1 protein-coding gene and 1 pseudogene are annotated in these 19,229 nt (G+C 74.9%); one reads left to right on the top strand and one right to left on the bottom strand.

What is annotated here, in order from left to right; translation table 11 throughout:
• Window positions 1-190: 190 nt before the first annotated feature.
• Window positions 191-18,973: pseudogene (locus tag EAO75_RS47275) on the bottom strand (type I polyketide synthase); the annotation flags it as partial.
• Window positions 18,974-19,012: 39 nt separating this feature from the next.
• Between EAO75_RS47275 and EAO75_RS46560 the strand changes: the two are divergent.
• On the top strand, window positions 19,013-19,229 hold a 217-nt coding region (locus tag EAO75_RS46560; RefSeq protein WP_222723941.1), incomplete at its 3' end, for a hypothetical protein.

Genomic DNA, 19,229 nt, shown 5'->3' with positions numbered 1-19,229 from the left:
TGCTGCTGCCGGTCGGCCGAGCCGACGGAGCGGACGTCGCCGACACGGTGGCGGGGACACCGGCCGGCGGGGTGGGGCCGACGACCGTCCACACCGCGAGCTCCGGTTCGCCGCCCACCTCCTGCGCCGGGGTCCAGTGCGGCCGGTACAGGTCGTCCGGTCCGCTGGTGGCGGCGAGGCGGCCCGGGGACAGGGTGCGCAGGACGAGCGAGTCGATCTCGGCGACCGGTTCGCCCGTCGCGTCCGCGATGCGCAGGGCGATGTCCCCGGCGCCGCGCGGGGTGAGGCAGGCCCGGACGGTACCGGCGCCCACGGCGGTCAGGCGGACGCCGGACCACAGGAAGGGCAGCGAGCCGTCGGTGGTCTCCTCGTGCAGGCCGAGGCCGTGCAGGACGGTGTCCAGCAGCGCTGGGTGCAGGCCGTAGGACGGGGCGTCCCCGGCCACGGGCTCGGGCAGTTCGGCCTCCGCGTACAGCCGGCCCTCGTGCCGCCAGACCTGACGCAGGCCGCGGAAGGCGGGGCCGTATCCGAGGCCGGCCGCGGTGAGCCGGTCGTACAGATCGCCGAACTCCACGGGCTCGGCGCCGGCGGGCGGCCACACCTTCAAGTCCCAGTCGGGGGCGGGTGGTTCGGCCGTGTCCAGGGTGCCCGAGGCGTGCAGCGTCCAGGGCTCGTCGGGTCCGGCCTCCTGCGGACGGGCGTAGACGTGCAGCGTGCGGCCACCGTCCGGCGCGTCCTCGGCCTCCTCGGTTCCCTCGGCCCCCACGGCGATCTGGAGCTGTAGGGCGCCGCGCTCGGGCAGCACGATCGGGGCGCGCAGAGCCAGTTCGGCCACCTGCCCGGCGCCCACTCGCTCTCCGGCCTGAAGCGCGAGCTCCACGAGGACCGTACCCGGCACCACGACGGAACCGGCCACGGCGTGATCGGCCAGCCAGGGGTGCGTCCGCACCGACAGGCTCGACGTGAGCAGCACGGTGTCCGAACCGGCCACCGGCAGGGCGGCACCCAGCAGCGGGTGGTCCGTCCGGGCCAGGCCCAGCCCGTCGGCGTCCGTGGCGGCGGGCGGGGCGTCGAGCCAGTACCGCTGGCGTTGGAAGGGGTAGGTGGGCAGGTCGACGCGGCGGGCGCCGGTTCCCTCGAACAGGGCCGACCAGTCGATGTCGGCGCCTCGGACGAAGAGTTCGGCACAGGCAGAGAGCAGGGTCTCCGGTTCGGGGCGGTCCTTGCGCAAGGTCGACACGGCGGATACGTCACCGGCGAGCGCGGTCAGCACCGGGTCGGGGCCGATCTCCAGGAAGCGCGCGGCGCCCTGGGCACGGGCCGAGTCCAACGCGTCATGGAACAGGACCGGCTTGACGATCTGCTCCGCCCAGTAGGCGGCGCTCGTCCAGTCACCGTCGGCGACCGGGGAGCCCGTGCGCGTGCTGACGGCCGCCACGGTCGGCCGGTCGAAGCCGACCTGCTCGGCCACAGCCGTGAACTCCGCCAGCATCGGCTCCATCAACGGCGAGTGGAAGGCGTGGGACACCCGCAGTCGCCTGGCCCGCCGTCCCTCGTCCCGTGCCCGCTCGGCAACCGCCTGGACGGCAGCCTCGGTACCCGACACCACCACAGCCGTCGGTGAGTTGACGGCCGCGATCACCGCACCGTCCACCAGCCACCCGGCGACCTCGACTTCGGAGGCCTCGATCGCTGCCATGGCGCCGCCCTCGGGCAGCGCCTGCATCAGCCGGGCACGAGCGCCCACCAGCCGTACGGCGTCGGAGAGCGTGAACACCCCTGCCGCGTAGGCGGCGGCGAACTCGCCCACCGAATGCCCCAGCACCACACCCGGCGCCATCCCCCACGACCGCAGCAGCTCAACCAGCGCCACCTGCAACGCGAACAACGCCGACTGCGCATACCCAGTACCGTCCTCCGCCTCCTCGGAGAACAGCACGTCCCTCAACGGCCGTTCAAAGCCAAGCACGGCATCCAGCAGCCCGCACACCTCGTCCAGCGCGGCCGCGAACACCGGGAACGCCTCATACAACTCCCGGCCCATACCGGGACGCTGACTCCCCTGCCCCGTGAACATCCACGCCGTACGGCCCTCGATGACCGATCCCTTGATCGGCGTCTCGGTCACACCGAGTACCGCCCGGTGTTCGAGCCTCGCCCGGGTCGTGGCCAGGGAGAGGCCGATGTCGAGGGGGTCGCCGGGCGCGGACGACAGGCGCTCGGTCTGGGCGCGCAGGGCGTCGGCCGTGCGGGCGGAGACGATCCAGGGGATGAGCGGGAGCCGGACCGCCGGGGTGGTGTCGGGGGCCCTGCCCGCGGCCGGGGGCTCCTCGACGACGACATGGGCGTTGGTACCGCTGATGCCGAACGAGGACACGCCGGCCCGGCGCGGGCGTTCGCCGCGTGGCCAGTCGTGCTCGTCGGTGAGGAGACGTACCGCACCGGCCTCCCAGTCGACGTGCGAGGACGGCTCGTCCACGTGCAGGGTGCGCGGCAGGCGCTCGGCGTGCAGCGCCATCACCATCTTGATGACACCGGCGACACCGGCCGCGGCCTGCGTGTGCCCGATGTTGGACTTGATCGACCCGAGGTACAGGGGCTCGTCGCGGCCCTGACCGTAGGCCGCGAGCAGGGCCTGCGCCTCGATCGGGTCGCCGAGGCGGGTGCCTGTGCCGTGTGCCTCCACCGCGTCCACGTCGCCGGGAGTGAGCCCGGCGGCGCTCAGGGCCTGGTGGATCACGCGCTGCTGGGAGGGCCCGTTGGGAGCGGTCAGACCGTTCGAGGCGCCGTCCTGGTTGACGGCGGTGCCGCGGATCACGCCGAGCACCCGGTGTCCCCGGCGGCGGGCCTCGGACAGGCGCATGAGCACCAGGACGCCGGCGCCCTCGGCCCAGCCCGTGCCGTCGGCGCCGTCGGCGAACGACTTGCAGCGGCCGTCGGCGGCCAGACCGCGCTGGCGTGAGAACTCCACGAAGGTCTGCGGGGTCGCCATCACCGTCACGCCACCGGCCAGTGCCGTACCGCACTCGCCGGAGCGCAGGGCCTGGCAGGCCAGGTGCAGGGCGACGAGGGAGGACGAGCAGGCGGTGTCGACGGTGACGGCGGGTCCTTCGAAGCCGAACACGTAGGCGATGCGGCCGGAGAAGACGCTGCCCGCGTTGCCGTTGCCGAGGTAGCCCTCGACCTCGTCGGGCACGGTGTGCAGACGGGCCGCGTAGTCGTGGTACATGAGGCCCGCGTAGACGCCGGTGTCGGTGCCGCGCAGGGAGGTCGGGTCGATGCCCGCGCGCTCCAGCGCCTCCCACGCCGTCTCCAGCAGCAGCCGCTGCTGCGGGTCCATCGCGAGCGCCTCGCGCGGGGAGATGCCGAACAGCTCGGCGTCGAACTCGGCGGCATCGTGCAGGAATCCGCCTTCGCGGACGTACGCGGTGCCGGGCCGGTCGGGGTCCGGGTCGTAGAGCCCGTCGAGGTCCCAGCCGCGGTCGGTCGGGAAGCCGGTGATGCCGTCGCCGCCGTCGGCGACCAGGCGCCACAGGTCCTCGGGAGAGGTGATGCCGCCGGGGTAGCGGCAGCCCATGCCGACGATCGCGACGGGTTCGTCGCTACCGGACGGCCGTGCGGTCGCGGCGACCGGCTCGTGCGCCGGGTCCTCGCCGAGGAGTTCGCGGTGCACGAACGCGGCGAGGGCGCTCGGGCTGGGGTGGTCGAAGACCAGGGTCGCCGGGAGGCGCAGCCCGGTCGCGGTGCCGAGGTGGTTGCGCAGGTCCACGGCGGTGAGGGAGTCGAAGCCGATGTCCTTGAAGGCCCGGGAGGGGTCCACGGCGGCGGCGTCGACATGGCCGAGCACGGCGGCGACCTGTGTCTGCACCAGGTCGAGCAGGGCACGGTCCTGCTCGGCGCGGGGCAGGCCGCGCAGTCGGGCGGCGAGCGGGGCGTCCGCGCCGCCCGCGGTCCGGTTGGCCGAGCGCCTGCGGCGGGCTGCGGGCACCAGGCCCTTCAGTACGGCGGGCAGGGCGTCGCCTCGTGCGGCCAGCGCGGCGGTGTCGAGGGCGGCGGGCACGAGGGCCGGTTCGCCGGTGCGTAGCGCGTCGTCGAGGAGGGCGAGCGCGTCGTCGGTGGCCAGCGCCGGGTAGCCGAGGCGGCGCATACGGGCCACGTCGGCGTCGGTGAGCCGGCCGCCCATGCCTGCGGCGTGCTCCCACATGCCCCAGGCCAGGGACGTGGCCGGCAGGCCGCGCGCGTGGCGGCGGGCGGCGAGGGCGTCGAGCGCGGCGTTGGCGGCGGCGTAGGCACCCTGCCCGGCGGAGCCGACGACTCCGGCGACGGCGGAGAACAGCACGAACGCGCTCAGCTCGCGGTCGGCCGTCAACTCCTCCAGAAGCAGGGCGGATTCGGTCTTTGCCGCGAGGACCCGCGCCAGTCGTTCGGGGGTGAGGTCGGTGAGTACACCGTCGTCGAGCACACCCGCCGTGTGCACCACGGCACTCAGCGGCACACCGGACAGGGCCGATTCGAGCGCGGCTCGGTCGGCGACGTCGCAGGCGGCGACGGCGACCCTGGCCCCGTGGGCGGTGAGCTCGCGGACCAGTTCGTCGGCGCCGGGAGCTTCCGGGCCGCTGCGCGAGAGCAGCAGCAGATCGCGTACGCCGTGGGCGGTCACGAGATGCCGCGCGACCAGGGCGCCCAGCCCGCCGGTGCCACCGGTGATCAGGACGGTGCCGTCGCCCGGCAGGCCCGGGTCGCCGGTCGCCGCGTCCGTCACCCGGGTGAGGCGGGGCTGGAGCACCTGGCCGTCGTGGAAGGCGAGTTGGGTCGCTCCCCCGTCGACCAGGGCGGCGAGCTGTTCGGTCAGCGTCCGCCACGACTCGGGCGCCCCGTCGGTGTCGGCCAGCGCGAACCGGTCGGGGTGCTCGCTGATCGCCGTGCGGACGAGACCCCATACGGCGGCGGCTGCCGGATCGGTGCGGACTCCGGTGGTGACCACGACCAAACGGCCGGTGGCCGGGCCGGGTTCGGCCAGCCGGCCCTGGAGCACGGTGAGTACACCGGACGCCGCCTCGGCCGGGGCCTGCCCCGCGGGTACGGTCAGCAGGACGGTCGTAGGAGCCGTCTCGGCTGCCGAGAGCGCCGCGAGGTCGGGGAAGACGGTGACCCCGGAATCGGCCGGGAGGGACGCGGCATCGCCGAGCACGGCGAGACCCGTGGCCGTCCCTGCTGACGGCGCGGGCACCGGCATCCACTGCATCCGGTACAAATGCCGGGCACTACTGGCACCGACCTCGCCGGCCGCCACCGGACGCAGCACCAACTGGCCGATCTCGGCGACCGGTTCACCCGCGGCGTCGGCGATCCGCAGAGCGACCTCGCCGGGCGCTCGGACGGTCAGCCGGGCCCGGACGGCTGAGGCTCCGACGGCCGACGGGTGAACGCCGGACCACAGGAAGGGCAGCAGCGCCTTCCGACGCCCCTCACCCGCCTCCGCGTCGGCCTCGGTGTCATCGATGCCGAGCGCGTGCAGCACGGCGTCGAGCAGAGCGGGGTGCAGGGCGAAACCGGGAGCGTCATCGGCCGTGTGCTCGGGCAGCTCGGCCTCGACGAACAGCTCGCCGCCCGCACGCCACAGGGAACGCAGCCCCTGGAACGCCGGGCCGTACACCATGCCCGTCTCGGCAAGACGCGGGTACAGGTCGTCGACCGCGACGGGCTCGGCACCGGCGGGCGGCCAGACCCGCAGGTCCCAGTCGGGCACGGCGGACCGGGCCGCGCCAAGGGTGCCCGTGGCGTGCAGCGTCCAGGGCTCGTCGTCGGGCGCGCCGTCCGGTCGGGCGTGGATGCGCACGGTACGGCTTCCGTCGCCCTCGGCCGGGTCGACCGACGTCTGCACCTGTACGGCACTGTCGTGCGCCAGCACCAGCGGGGCGCGCAGCGTCAGGTCGTCCACGCCGTACAGGCCGACGTGATCGGCTGCCTGTACGGCGAGTTCGAGCAGCGCGGTGCCGGGGACGACGACCGTGCCGTCGACCGTGTGGTCCCCGAGCCACGGATGGGTGCGCACGGAAAGCCGCGACGTGAGGACAGCGGTGTCGGAACCGGCCAGCCGTACGGCCGCACCGAGCATCGGATGCCGCGTGACATCGAGTCCGAGCCCGCCGGCGTCGAGGACGGGGCGGGTGGGTTCGAGCCAGTACCGCCGGCGTTGGAAGGGGTAGGTGGGCAGGTCGACTCGGCGGGCGCCGGTGCCGTCGAAGAGGGCGGACCAGTCGATGTCGGCGCCACGGACAAAGAGTTCGGCGACGGCCGTGAGCAGGGTCTCCGGTTCGGGGCGGTCCTTGCGCAAGGTCGCGGCGGCCGATACGTCACCGGCCAGCGCGGTCAGCACCGGATCCGGGCCGATCTCCAGGAAGTGCGCGGCACCGTGCGCGCGGGCCGAGTCCAACGCGTCGTAGAAGCGCACGGGCTTGACGATCTGCTCGCCCCAGTAGGCAGCGCTCGTCCAGTCTCCGTCGGACAGCGGGGCGCCCGTGAGGGTGCTGATCGCCGCGACGGTCGGCCGGTGGTAGGTCACCTGCTCGGCCACCGTCGTGAACTCCGCCAGCACCGGTTCCATCAGCGGCGAGTGGAACGCATGCGAGACCTTCAGACGGCTCGTCCGCCGCCCCGCATCCCGCGCCCGCTCAGCGACTGCCTCGACCGCGGCCTCGGTACCGGACACCACCACAGCCGAAGACGAGTTGACGGCCGCGATCACCGCACCGTCCACCAACCACCCGGCAACCTCGCCCTCAGAAGCCTCCACGGCCGCCATCGCGCCACCCTCGGGCAACGCCTGCATCAGCCGGGCACGAGCCCCCACCAGCCGCACCGCATCAGCCAGTTCGAACACACCAGCCGCATACGCGGCGGCGAACTCACCCACCGAATGCCCCAGCACCACACCCGGCGCCATCCCCCACGACCGCAGCAACGCCACCAGCGCCACCTGCAACGCGAACAACGCCGACTGCGCATACCCAGTACCGTCCTCCGCCCCCTCGGAGAACAACACCTCCCGCAACGACCGATCAAAGCCAAGCTCGCCATCCAACAGCCCGCACACCTCATCCAGCGCGGCCGCGAACACCGGGAACGCCTCGTACAACTCCCGGCCCATACCGGGACGCTGACTCCCCTGCCCCGTGAACATCCACGCCGTACGGCCCTCGATGACCGATCCCTTGATCGCCGTCTCGGTCACACCGAGCACCGCCCGGTGCTCGAGCGTGGCGCGGCCGGTGGCCAGGGACAGGCCGATGTGGAGCGGGTCGGCGTCGAGCTGGGTCAGTCGTTCGAGCTGGGCCTGGAGGGCGGTGGCCGTGCGTGCGGACGCGATCCACGGCACCACGGGCGGTGTGCCGTGCCCTTCCTCCGCCTCCGTCACCGCGGCGGTCGGGGCCTCTTCGAGGATGACGTGGGCGTTCGTGCCGCTGATGCCGAACGACGACACACCCGCGCGGCGCGGGCGTTCGCCGCGTGGCCAGTCGTGCTCGTCGGTGAGGAGACGTACCGCGCCGGCGGTCCAGTCGACGTGGGAGGACGGGGCGTCGACATGCAGGGTGCGCGGCAGGCGCTCGGCGGCCAGGGCCATGACCATTTTGATGATGCCGGCGACACCGGCGGCGGACTGGGTGTGTCCGATGTTGGACTTGATGGACCCGAGGTACAGGGGCTCGTCGCGGTCCTGACCGTAGGCCGCGAGCAGGGCCTGCGCCTCGATCGGGTCGCCCAGACGGGTGCCCGTGCCGTGCGCCTCGACCGCGTCCACGTCGCCGGGACGAAGAGCGGCCGCAGCCAGCGCCTGGCGGATGACGCGTTGCTGGGAGGGACCGTTGGGAGCGGTCAGACCGTTCGAGGCGCCGTCCTGGTTGACGGCCGACCCTCGTACGAGGGCCAGCACCCGGTGGCCGCGCCGTTCGGCCTCGGAGCGGCGCATGAGGACCAGGACGCCGGCGCCCTCGGACCAGCCCGTGCCGTCGGCCGCCTCGGCGAACGGCTTGCAGTGGCCGTCGGGGGCGAGGCCGCGCTGGCGGGAGAACTCCACGAAGGCCGTGGGGTTGGCCATGACGGTGGCGCCGCACGCGAGGGCGGTGTCGCACTCGCCGGAGCGCAGGGCCTGGCAGGCGAGGTGCAGGGCGACCAGGGCGGAGGAGCAGGCGGTGTCGACGGAGACGGCCGGGCCTTCGAGGCCGAGGACGTAGGAGAGGCGGCCGGAGGCGACGCTGGGGGTGCTGCCGGTGAGCAGGTAGCCGGCGGAGTCGCCGTCGGCCTCGTGCACGGAGCCGCCGTAGCCGTTGGCGGAGACGCCCGCGTATACGCCCGTCGCCGTGCCGCGCAGGGAGGTCGGGGCGATGCCCGCGCGCTCCAGCGCCTCCCACGCCGTCTCCAGCAGCAGCCGCTGCTGCGGGTCCATCGCGAGCGCCTCGCGCGGGGAGATGCCGAACAGCTCGGCGTCGAAGCCGGCGACGTCCGGGATGAAGCCGCCGCGTCCGGCGAAGGGAGTGCCGAGGGCCGCCGAGGTGGACTCCAGCAGGCCGGGGATGTCCCAGCCGCGGTCGTCCGGGAACGGCGACATGCGGTGCTCGCCGGCTGTCAGGACGTCCCAGAGGTCTTCCGGGGACTGGATGCCGCCGGGGAAGCGGCAGCCCATGCCGATGACGGCGATGGGCTCGTCGTCGGCCACGCGGGCGACCGCGGCCACGGCTTCCACGGCGCCGCTGAGGAGGCGGTCGCGCAGGTGGGTGGTGAGGGCGGCAGGGGTCGGGTGGTCGAAGACGAGCGTGGTCGGCAGGGCGAGTTCGGTGCTCGCGGCGAGCCGGTTGCGCAGGTCGACGGCCGTGAGGGAGTCGAACCCGAGGTCCTTGAAGGCGCGTTCCGGGTCGATGACGGCCGGGGAGGCGTGGCCGAGGACGGCGGCGACCTGGGACTGTACGACGTCCAGGAGCGTGCGGTCCTGTTCGGCCGACGGCAACGCGCGCAGGGTGCGGGCGAGTTCGCCCTCGGGGGCGTCGGATGCGTCGTGTGCGTCGGTCGTGGCGGCCTGGGCGGCGATGACGTCCGGCAGGTCGGCGATGAGCGGGCTGGGGCGGGTGAAGGTGAAGGTGGGGGCGAAGCGTTCCCAGTCCACGTCCGCGACGGTCACACAGGTGCGGTCGGCGAGGAGCGCCTGCTCCAGCGCGGTGAGGGCGCTGTCCGGCGTGAGGAGGGCGAGGCCCCGGCCGGTGAGATGCTCGGCGACTCCCTCGTCGGCGGCCATTCCGCCGCCGCCCCACGGGCCCCAGGCGACGGAGGTCGCGGGCAGGCCGGTGGCGCGGCGGTGCTGGGCGAGCGCGTCGAGGTAGGCGTTGCCGGCGGCGTAGGCGGCCTGTCCTCCGCTGCCCCAGACGGCGGCGACGGACGAGAACAGCACGAACAGGTCGAGGTCGAGGCCGGCCGTCAGCTCGTGGAGGTACCTCGCCCCGCTGGCCTTGGCGGCGACCACCTGGGCGAGGCTGTTCGGGGTGGTGTCGGTGAGCGGGGTGTTCTGGGGGAGCCCGGCCGTGTGGACGACGCCGGTCAGGGGTGCCTCGGCCGGGATCGCGGCGATCAGTGCGGCCAGTGCGTCGCGGTCGCCCACGTCGCAGGCGGCGAGGGTGACGTGGGCGCCGCAGACGGTCAGTTCGTCGCGCAGTGCGTCGGCGCCGGGTGCGTGGGCGCCGCTGCGGGAGACCAGCAGCAGGTGTTCGGCGCCGAGGTCGGCGAGGCGTCGGGCGACGTGGGCGCCGAGTGCGCCCGTGCCGCCGGTGATCAGTACGGTGCCGCGCGGGGCAGGCAGTGCCGGGGCAGCGGTGGCGCTGGGGACGTCGTGGGCGAGGCGGGCGGCGTGGACGCCGGAGCCGCGGACGGCCAGCTGGTCCTCCGGGCCGGGGGCGGCGAGGACTGCGGCGAGGCGCTGCCAGGCGTCGGGGCCGGCGTCGTCCGGGAGGTCGACGAGGCCGCCCCAGCGGAGCGGCTGTTCGAGGGCGGCCGTGCGGCCGAAGCCCCAGATCTGCGCCTGGTCGGGGTGGGTGAGGGCTTCCCCGGCCGTGACGGCGACGGCGGACCGGGTCACGGCCCACACGGGGGTCTCCAGTCCGGCGGCGGCCAGGGCGTGGAGGAGGTTCAGGTGGGGCGTCGGGAGGGCATCGCCACTGTCCGGAAGGACGACGATGCCGTCCGGGCCGTATGCGCGGATGTGTGCGGCGAGTTCCTCGGTGTCCGGCGCCACGGGCAGGGCGAGGAGTTCGGCGTCGGCGCCCGCCGCGCGCAGCGCGTCGAGGCAGGCGTCGGTGTCCTGTGCGCCGGCCGGGGCGGCGATCAGCCAGCGGCCGGTGAGGCGGGCGGTGCGCGGTATCGGCACCGGCTTCCACACCACGCGGTAGCGGCGGCGGTCCTGCGCGGTGCGTTCCTCGTGCCGTCGCCGCCACTGGGTGAGGGCCGGGAGCAGCGCGTCCAGCGAGGTGCGCTCGGGCAGGCCCAGTTCCTGGGCCACCGCGGCGGGGTCGGCGGTGTCGACCAGCTGCCAGAACTCGTCCTCGGAGCCGTCGCCGGCGGGCTGGTGGGCTGCGCGGTCCGGGAGCCAGAAGCGCTCGCGCTGGAAGGCGTAGGTGGGCAGGTCGGTCAGCCGGGCGTCCGTGTCGCGCAGGACCTCCGCCCAGTCGACTCGGGTGCCGCGTACGAACAGTTCGGCCACGGCGGTGAGCAGGGCGGCGGGCTCTGCACGGCCGGCGCGCAGGGCGGCGACCGCCACGGTCAGGTCGGGGGCGGTGCGCTGGGCGAGGGCGGCGAGGACCGGGTCGGGGCCGAGTTCCAGCAGACGGGTGGCGCCGAGTTCGGCGGTGACCGTGCGGACGGCGTCGTGGAAGAGGACGGGCCGGCGCACCTGGCGTACCCAGTAGTCGGCGCTCGCCCAGTCGTCGGCGGCGAGGGGCCGACCGGTGACGGTGCTGACGGCCGGTATTCGGGGCCGCCGGTAGGTGAGGTCGCCCGCGACGGCGGCGAACTCGGCCAGCATGGGTTCCATCAGTGGCGAGTGGAAGGCGTGCGACACCTTGAGCCGGGTGACGCGCCGGCCCTGCTCGCGCGCGATGGTCAGCACGGCGTCGACGGCGGCCTCCGTGCCGGAGACCACCACGGCGGCGGGTCCGTTGACCGCGGCGACGACCGCGCCGTCGGTCAGCCAGGGCGCGACCTCCTCGGGGTCCGCCTCGACCGCCGCCATCGCTCCGCCCTCGGGCAGGGCCTGCATCAGCCGAGCGCGGGCGGCCACCAGCCGTACAGCGTCGGGGAGTTCGAGGGCGCCCGCGGTGTGGGCGGCGGCCAGCTCGCCGATGGAGTGGCCGACGAGCGCGTCGGGGGCGAGTCCCCAGGAGCGCAGCAGTTCGGCGAGTGCGACCTGGAGGGCGAACAGTGCGGCCTGTGCGTAGCCGGTGCGGCCCAGGAGGGCGGCCTCGGCGCTGTCCGACGCGGCGAAGAGCGCGGTGCGCAGCGGTGTGTCGAAGCCGGGCTCGGCGTCCAGCAGTGCGCACACCTCGTCCAGCGCGGCGGCGAACGCCGGGAACGCCTCGTACAACTCGCGGCCCATTCCCGGCCGTTGGCTGCCCTGCCCGGTGAAGGCCCACACCGTGCGGCCCTCGCCCGCCACCGAGGTGACCGGCGTGGTCGTGTCGCCGTCGGCGAGCGCGGCGGCGGCCGCGGTCAGGGTGTCGGTGTCGTCACCGATCAGGACGGCGCGGTGGTCGAGGGCGGCGCGGGCGGTGGCCAGGGTGCGGCCGACGTCCGCCGGGGCGAGGCCGGGCCGGTCGGCGAGGTGGGCGACCAGGCGGGCGGCCTGGTCGCGCAGGGCCCCGCGGGTCCGGCCGGAGAGGATCCAGGGCAGGGTGCCGGCCGCGCGAGCCGGGGCCGCGGCCGCCGCGGCGGGCGGCTCCTCCAGGATGATGTGGGCGTTGGTGCCGCTGATGCCGAAGGCGGAGACACCGGCCCGGCGCGGTTGTTCCCCGCGCGGCCAGGGCTGTGCCTCGGTGAGCAGGCGTACGGCACCGGAGTCCCAGTCGACGCGGCTGGAGGGGGCGTCGACGTGCAGGGTGGGCGGAAGCTGCCCGGCGCGCAGGGCCAGCACCATCTTCATGACGCCGGCCGCTCCGGCCGCGGCCTGGGTGTGGCCGATGTTGGACTTCACCGAGCCCAGCCACAGGGGCTCGTCGCGGTCCTGGCCGTAGGTGGCGAGCAGGGCCTGTGCCTCGATCGGGTCCCCGAGGCCGGTGCCGGTGCCGTGCGCCTCGACCGCGTCGACGTCGCCGGGTCGAAGTCCGGCCGCCGTCAGCGCCTGCCGGATCACCCGCTGCTGCGAGGGCCCGTTGGGAGCGGTCAGACCGTTGGAGGCGCCGTCCTGGTTGACGGCGGAGCCGCGCAGCACGGCGAGCACGGGGTGGCCGGCGCGACGCGCGTCGGAGAGGCGTTCCAGTACGAGGACCGCGGCGCCCTCGGACCAGCCGGTGCCGTCGGCGCCCTCGGCGAAGGCCTTGCAGCGGCCGTCGGCGGACAGGGCGCGCTGACGGGAGAACTCGACGAAGATGCCCGGCGTCGCCATCACGGTGACACCGCCGGCGAGGGCGGTGCGGCACTCGCCCTGGCGGATGGCCTGCGCGGCGAGGTGGAGCGCGACCAGCGCGGAGGAGCAGGCGGTGTCGACGGTGAGGGCAGGGCCCTCCAGGCCGAGGGTGTAGCTGAGGCGGCCGGACAGGACGCTGGCGGCGGAGCCGGTGGCGACGTAGCCCTCGACGTCCTCGCCCCGGGTGTGGGCGGTCTCGCGGTAGTCCTGGCCGTTGGTGCCGGCGAACACGCCGGTGGCCGACCCGCGCAGGGACAGCGGGTCGATGCCCGCGCGCTCCAGCGCCTCCCACGCCGTCTCCAGCAGCAGCCGCTGCTGCGGGTCCATCGCGAGGGCCTCGCGCGGGCTGATGCCGAACAGCTCGGCGTCGAAGTCGGCGGCGTCGTGCAGGAATCCGCCGACGCGCGCGTAGGTGGTGCCGGAGTGGCCGGGGTCCGGGTGATAGAGGCGCTCGACGTCCCAGCCGCGGTCCGCGGGGAACGGCGTGAGGCCGTCCGAGCCGGAGGCGAGCAGGTCCCACAGCTGGTCGGGGGTGGTCACACCGCCCGGGAAGCGGCAGCCCATGCCGACGATGACGACCGGGTCGTCGTCGGCGCCGACGGGTGCGAGGGCGGGACCGCCGCGCTCGATCTCGTCCGTGGTGACGCCGAGGACCTGCGTGCGCAGGAACGCGGCGAGCACGGTCGGGGTGGGGTGGTCGAAGACGAGGGTGGCGGGCAGGGACAGCCCGGTGGCGGCGGCGAGCCGGTGGCGCAGCGCGACGCCGGTCAGCGAGTCGAAGCCGAGGTCCTTGAACGCGCGGCCGGCGTCGACGGCGGTCCGGTCGGCGTGCCCGAGGACGGCGGCGACCTGGTCGAGGACGAGGTCGAGCAGCAGACGGTCCTGCTCCGCGGGCGTACGGCCCGCCAGTTCGGCGCCGAGGGTGCCCGCGGCCGGTGCGGCCGGTACGCCATCGGCGGCGGTCGGCGCGGCTTCGGGCAGGTCGGCGAGCAGCGGGCGCGGGGTGTACGCGGCGGCGGCGAACCGCTGCCAGTCGATGTCGACGAGGGTCGTGCAGGTGACGTCCTCGTCGAGGGCGCGCCGCAGTGCGTCGAGGGCGCGGGACGGCTGCAGGGGCCGTATGCCCTGGCGGCGGAAGTGTTCGGCGACGGTCTCGTCGGCCGCCATGCCGCCACCGCCCCACGGCCCCCAGGCGACGGAGGTCGCGGGCAGGCCGGTGGCGCGGCGGTGCTGGGCGAGCGCGTCGAGGCGGGCGTTGGCGGCGGCGTAGGCGGCCTGTCCGGCGTTGCCCAGCACTCCGGTGATGGACGAGAACAGGACGAAGGCGTCCAGCTCCCGCTCCCGCGTCAGCTCGTGCAGGTGCTGGGCGGCCTCGGCCTTCACCGCGAGGACGCGGGCCAGGCGCTCGGGGGTGAGGTCGGCGGCGAGCCCGTCATCAAGGATGCCCGCGGCGTGCACGACGGCCGTCGGCGCGTAGGTGTCCAGGACGGATGCCACGGTCTCACGGTCGGCGACGTCGCCCGCGACGAAGGTGACGGCGACGCCCGACTCACCGAGTTCCGCGGCGAGTTCGGCGGCATCGGGGGCGTCGGCTCCGCGCCGCGACACGAGTACGAGGTGCTCCGCGCCGCCGGTCGCCAGCCATCGGGTGATGTGCCCGCCCAGGGCACCGGTCGCGCCCGTGACCAGGACGGTGCCGCTCGGCTGCCAGGACCGCGCGGGCCGTGCCGAGCGGTCGCGCACCAGCCGGGCGGCGTGCAGGCCCGTCGCGCGCACGGCGAGCTGGTCCTCCCCCGCTCCCCCGGCGGCGAGCACGGCCACGACCCGCTGCCAGAGCCGGGGTTGTGGATCGTCCGGCAGGTCGAGCAGCCCGCCCCACCGGTCGGGCTGCTCCAGCGCCACGACCCGGCCCAGCCCCCACACGGCGGCCTGTTCGGGACGCGGGGGGCCCTCGCCGGCGGACACGGCCACGGCCCCGAAGGTCACGTACCACAGCCGGCTCTCCGGGTACGCCTGCGTCAGCGCCAGCACGTGCCCGGGGTCGGCCAGCAGGGACAGCACGCCCGTGTACGACGTCTCCGGGTCGGCGGCCGTTCCGGTCCCGACCGTCACCTCGGCGCCGGCGGCCCGCAGCGCGCCGGCGGCCCCGTCGACCAGCTCGGCCGGAGTGTCCTCGTCGACGGCGAGCAGCCAGGCACCGTCGAGGCCGCGCGGGGCCGGCGTCCGGACGGGCCGCCAGGTGATCCGGTACCGCAGCCCGGCCAGCAGCGACTCCTCCCGGCGCTTGCGACGCCAGTCGGCGAGCACCGGCAGGACGGCGTCCAGCGGGGCACCGCTGTCCACGCCGAGCTCTCCGGCGAGCGAGTCGGCGTCTCCCTGGTCGACGAGGTCCCAGAAGCCCCCGTCGGCGACACCGTCCTGGGCCTCGGCCGGGCGCGCGGGACGGGCGTGGTCGGGCAGCCAGTACCGCTGGCGTTGGAAGGGGTAGGTGGGCAGGTCGACGCGGCGGGCGCCGGTTCCCTCGAAGAGGGCCGACCAGTCGATGTCGGCGCCTAGGACGAAGAGTTCGGCGACGGCCGTGAGCAGCGTTTCGGGTTCGGGGCGGTCCTTGCGCAAGGTCGACACGGCGGATACGTCACCGGCCAGCGCGGTCAGCACCGGATCCGGGCCGATCTCCAGGAAACGTACGGCACCCTGGGCGCGGGCCGAGTCCAACGCGTCACGGAACAGGACCGGCTTGACGATCTGCTCGGCCCAGTAGGCAGCGCTCGTCCAGCCACCATCCGCGACCGCGGCGCCCGTGAGCGTACTGACAGCCGCGACAGTCGGACGGTTGAAGCCAACCTGCTCGGCCACAGCCGTGAAGTCCGCCAGCACCGGTTCCATCAGCGGCGAGTGGAACGCGTGCGAGACCTTCAGACGGGTCGTCCGCCGTCCCGCATCCCGCGCCCGCTCGGCAACCGCCTCGACCGCGGCCTCGGTACCCGACACCACCACAGCCGAAGACGAGTTGACGGCCGCGATCACCGCACCGTCCACCAACCACCCGGCAACCTCGCCCTCAGAAGCCTCCACGGCCGCCATCGCGCCACCCTCGGGCAACGCCTGCATCAGCCGGGCACGAGCGCCCACCAGCCGCACCGCATCAGCCAGTTCGAACACACCAGCCGCATACGCGGCGGCGAACTCACCCACCGAATGCCCCAACACCACACCCGGCGCCATCCCCCACGACCGCAGCAGCTCAACCAGCGCCACCTGCAACGCGAACAACGCCGACTGCGCATACCCAGTACCGTCCTCCGCCCCCTCGGAGAACAACACCTCCCGCAACGACCGATCAAAGCCAAGCTCGCCATCCAACAGCCCGCACACCTCATCCAGCGCGGCCGCGAACACCGGGAACACCTCATACAACTCCCGGCCCATACCGGGACGCTGACTCCCCTGCCCCGTGAACATCCACGCCGTACGCCCCTCCGACACCGGGCCGGTGACGACAGGCCCGGGGTGAAGGGCGACAGCGCGGTGTTCGAGGACGGCGCGGGTGGTGGCCAGGGACAGGCCGATGTCGAGCGGGTTCGCGTCGAGTGCGGTCAGGCGGTCCAGCTGGTCCCGCAGTGCCTGCTCACCGCGCGCCGACACGGCCCACGGCACCACGGGCAGAGGTGTGACCGGTTCCCCGGCCGCCTCGTCGGTGGCGGGGGCCTCTTCGAGGACGAGGTGGGCGTTCGTACCGCTGATGCCGAACGACGACACACCCGCCCGGCGCGGGCGCTGTCCGCGCGGCCAGGGGCGTTCCTCCTGGAGCAGTCGCAGCGTGCCGTACGACCAGTCGACGTGGGAGGACGGCTCGTCGGCGTGCAGGGTGCGCGGCAGGCGTTCCTCACGCAGGGCCATGACCATCTTGATGACGCCGGCGACTCCGGCGGCGGCCTGCGTGTGGCCGATGTTGGACTTCACCGAGCCCAGCCACAGGGGTTCCTCGCGCTCCTGGCCGTAGGCGGCGGTGAGGGCGTGTGCCTCGATGGGGTCGCCGAGCCGGGTGCCCGTGCCGTGGGCCTCGACGGCGTCCACGTCGGCGGGCTGCAGGCCGGCGTCGGCGAGGGCCTGGCGGACGACGCGCTGCTGGGCGGGGCCGCTGGGGGCCGTCAGGCCGTTGGAGGCGCCGTCCTGGTTGATGGCGCTGCCGCGGATCACCGCGAGGACCTCGCGGCCCTGGCGCCGGGCCTCGGACAGCGGCATCAGGACGAGCATGCCGGCGCCCTCGCTGAGCGAGAACCCGTCGGCCCGCGCGGAGAAGGCCTTGCAGCGGCCGTCGGGGGCGAGGGCCCGCTGGCGGGAGAACTCGGCGAACATCTCCAGGCTCGGCAGGACGGTCGCGCCGCCGGCGAGGGCCGTGGTCGCGGCGCCGGAGCGCAGGGCCTGGCAGGCGAGGTGGAGGGCGACCAGGGAGGAGGAGCAGGCGGTGTCGACGGTGAGGGCGGGGCCCTCAAGGCCGAGGGTGTACGAGATGCGGCCGGAGGCGACGCTGACGGCGTTGCCGGTCAGGACGTGGCCGGCGACGTCGGTGGAGGCGTTGGCGGCGGCGCGGTCGTAGTCGACCGTCATGAGGCCGAGGTAGACGCCGGTGGCCGACCCGCGCAGGGACAGCGGGTCGATGCCCGCCCGCTCCAGCGCCTCCCAGGTCGTCTCCAGCAGCAGCCGCTGCTGCGGGTCCATCGCGAGGGCCTCGCGCGGGCTGATACCGAAGAAGGCGGCGTCGAAGTCGGCGGCGGCGCGCAGGAATCCGCCCTCGCGCTGGAGGAAGCCGCCGGGTGCGGTGCCGCTGGGGTCGTAGCGTCCCTCGATGTCCCAGCCGCGGTCGTCCGGCAGGGGGGTGACGGCGTCGGTGCCGTCCAGGAGGAGCTGCCACAGGGCCTCGGGCGAGTCGGCGTCGCCTGCGAAGCGGCAGGCCATGCCGACGACGGCGACGGGTTCGTCGGAGTGCGCGTGCCGGGTGGTGGTGGCCGGGGTGGGGGCGGTGGCGCCGTAGAGCTGCTCGTGCAGGTGGTGGCCGAGGGCCGCAGGGGTCGGGTAGTCGAAGGCGGCGGTCGGGGCGAGGGGCAGTCCGGTCGCGGCGCGCAGGCGGTCGCGCAGGGCGACGGCGGTGGCCGACTCGACGCCCTGGTCGCGGAACGAGACGTGCGCGGGTGCGCCGCCGGGCAGTTCGAGCAGGTCGGCGACCTGGGTGCGGACGAGGTCGACGAGGGCGCTGCGCCGGTCGGGTTCGGGCAGATCGGCGAGGCGGTCGCGGAGCGCGGCGGCCTGGACGCCGAGGGGCGTGCCGCTGGTGTCGGGGTCCTCGACGGCGGCCGCGTCGGCGAGTTCGGCGGGCAGGTCGGCCGGGGCGGTGGCGGGGTCGTGCAGGGCGGCCCAGTCGGGGTCGCCGCCGGTGGTCCAGTACTCGGCGACTGCGCGCTGGAAGCGGTCGGCGCCTCCGGCGCCGCGGCGCAGGGTGGTGTGGACGGTGCCGGTGACGCCGGCCCGGGTGAGGACGGTCTCCAGGCCGGGGGTGAGCAGCGGGTGCGGGCTGATCTCCAGGAAGTGGCGGTGGCCGGCGTCGAGTGCGGTGCCGACGGCGGCGACGAACTCGACTCTGTCGCGCAGCGCGGCGGTCCAGTGGCCGGCGTCGAGGGTCACACCGTCGAGGGCCGTGCCGGCCGAGGACGCGTAGAGGGGGACGCGGGCCGCGCGGGGGGTGAGGGCGGCGAGGTCGGCGCGGATGCGGTCGGCGATGTCGTCGATGTGCGGTGAGTGGGCGGCGACGCCGTAGTCGACGGTGCGGGCGCGGACGCCTTCGGCGGTGAGCTCGGCGAGGAGTTCGGCCGCGGCGTCGGCGTCGCCGGAGACGACGCCGTTGTCGGGGCCGTTGACGGCCGCGAGGTGGAGGCTGCCGTGCCAGGGCGCGAGGCGTTCCCGCAGCCGCTCGACGGGCATCAGCACGGACACCATCTCGCCACGGCCGTGCAGGGTGCGCTGTGCGGTGCCCCAGCTCGCGGCGACGCGGGCCGCGTCGTCGAGGGTGAGGGCGCCGGCGACGCAGGCCGCGGCGATCTCGCCGAGGCTGTGACCGACGACCGCCGCGGGGTGTACGCCGACGCTCTCCCAGAGGGCGGCCAGCGACACCATGACGGCGAAGAGGGCGGGCTGGGCGACGTCGGGCGTGGTCAGCGGGTGCGCGCCGCGCAGGATGTCGACCGGGTTGTGGTCCAGGTGCGGGGCGAGCGCGTCGGCGCAATCCGCCATGCGGCGGGCGAACACCGGGGAGGTGTCGAGGAGTTCGCGGGTCATGCCGGGCCAGTGCGAACCGTGGCCGGGGAAGACGAAGACGGGTCCGCTGTCGCGGGCGGTGGGCCGGCCCTCCGTGACGTGTTCGGTGGGGGTGCCGTCGGCCAGCGCGTCCAGGGCAGCGGCGAGGTCGTCGCCACCCCCGCCGACCTCGCCGCTGCCCTGGCCGCGCTGGCCGACGGCACCCCCACCGAACACGTCACGGAGGGCCGGCCCACCGCCCGCGACAGCGGACCCG

This window comes from Streptomyces sp. UW30 (assembly GCF_008042075.1).
Classification (GTDB): domain Bacteria; phylum Actinomycetota; class Actinomycetes; order Streptomycetales; family Streptomycetaceae; genus Streptomyces.
Note: the sequence above shows the minus strand (reverse complement) of the source record. Positions and strands in the feature narration are given on the sequence as shown.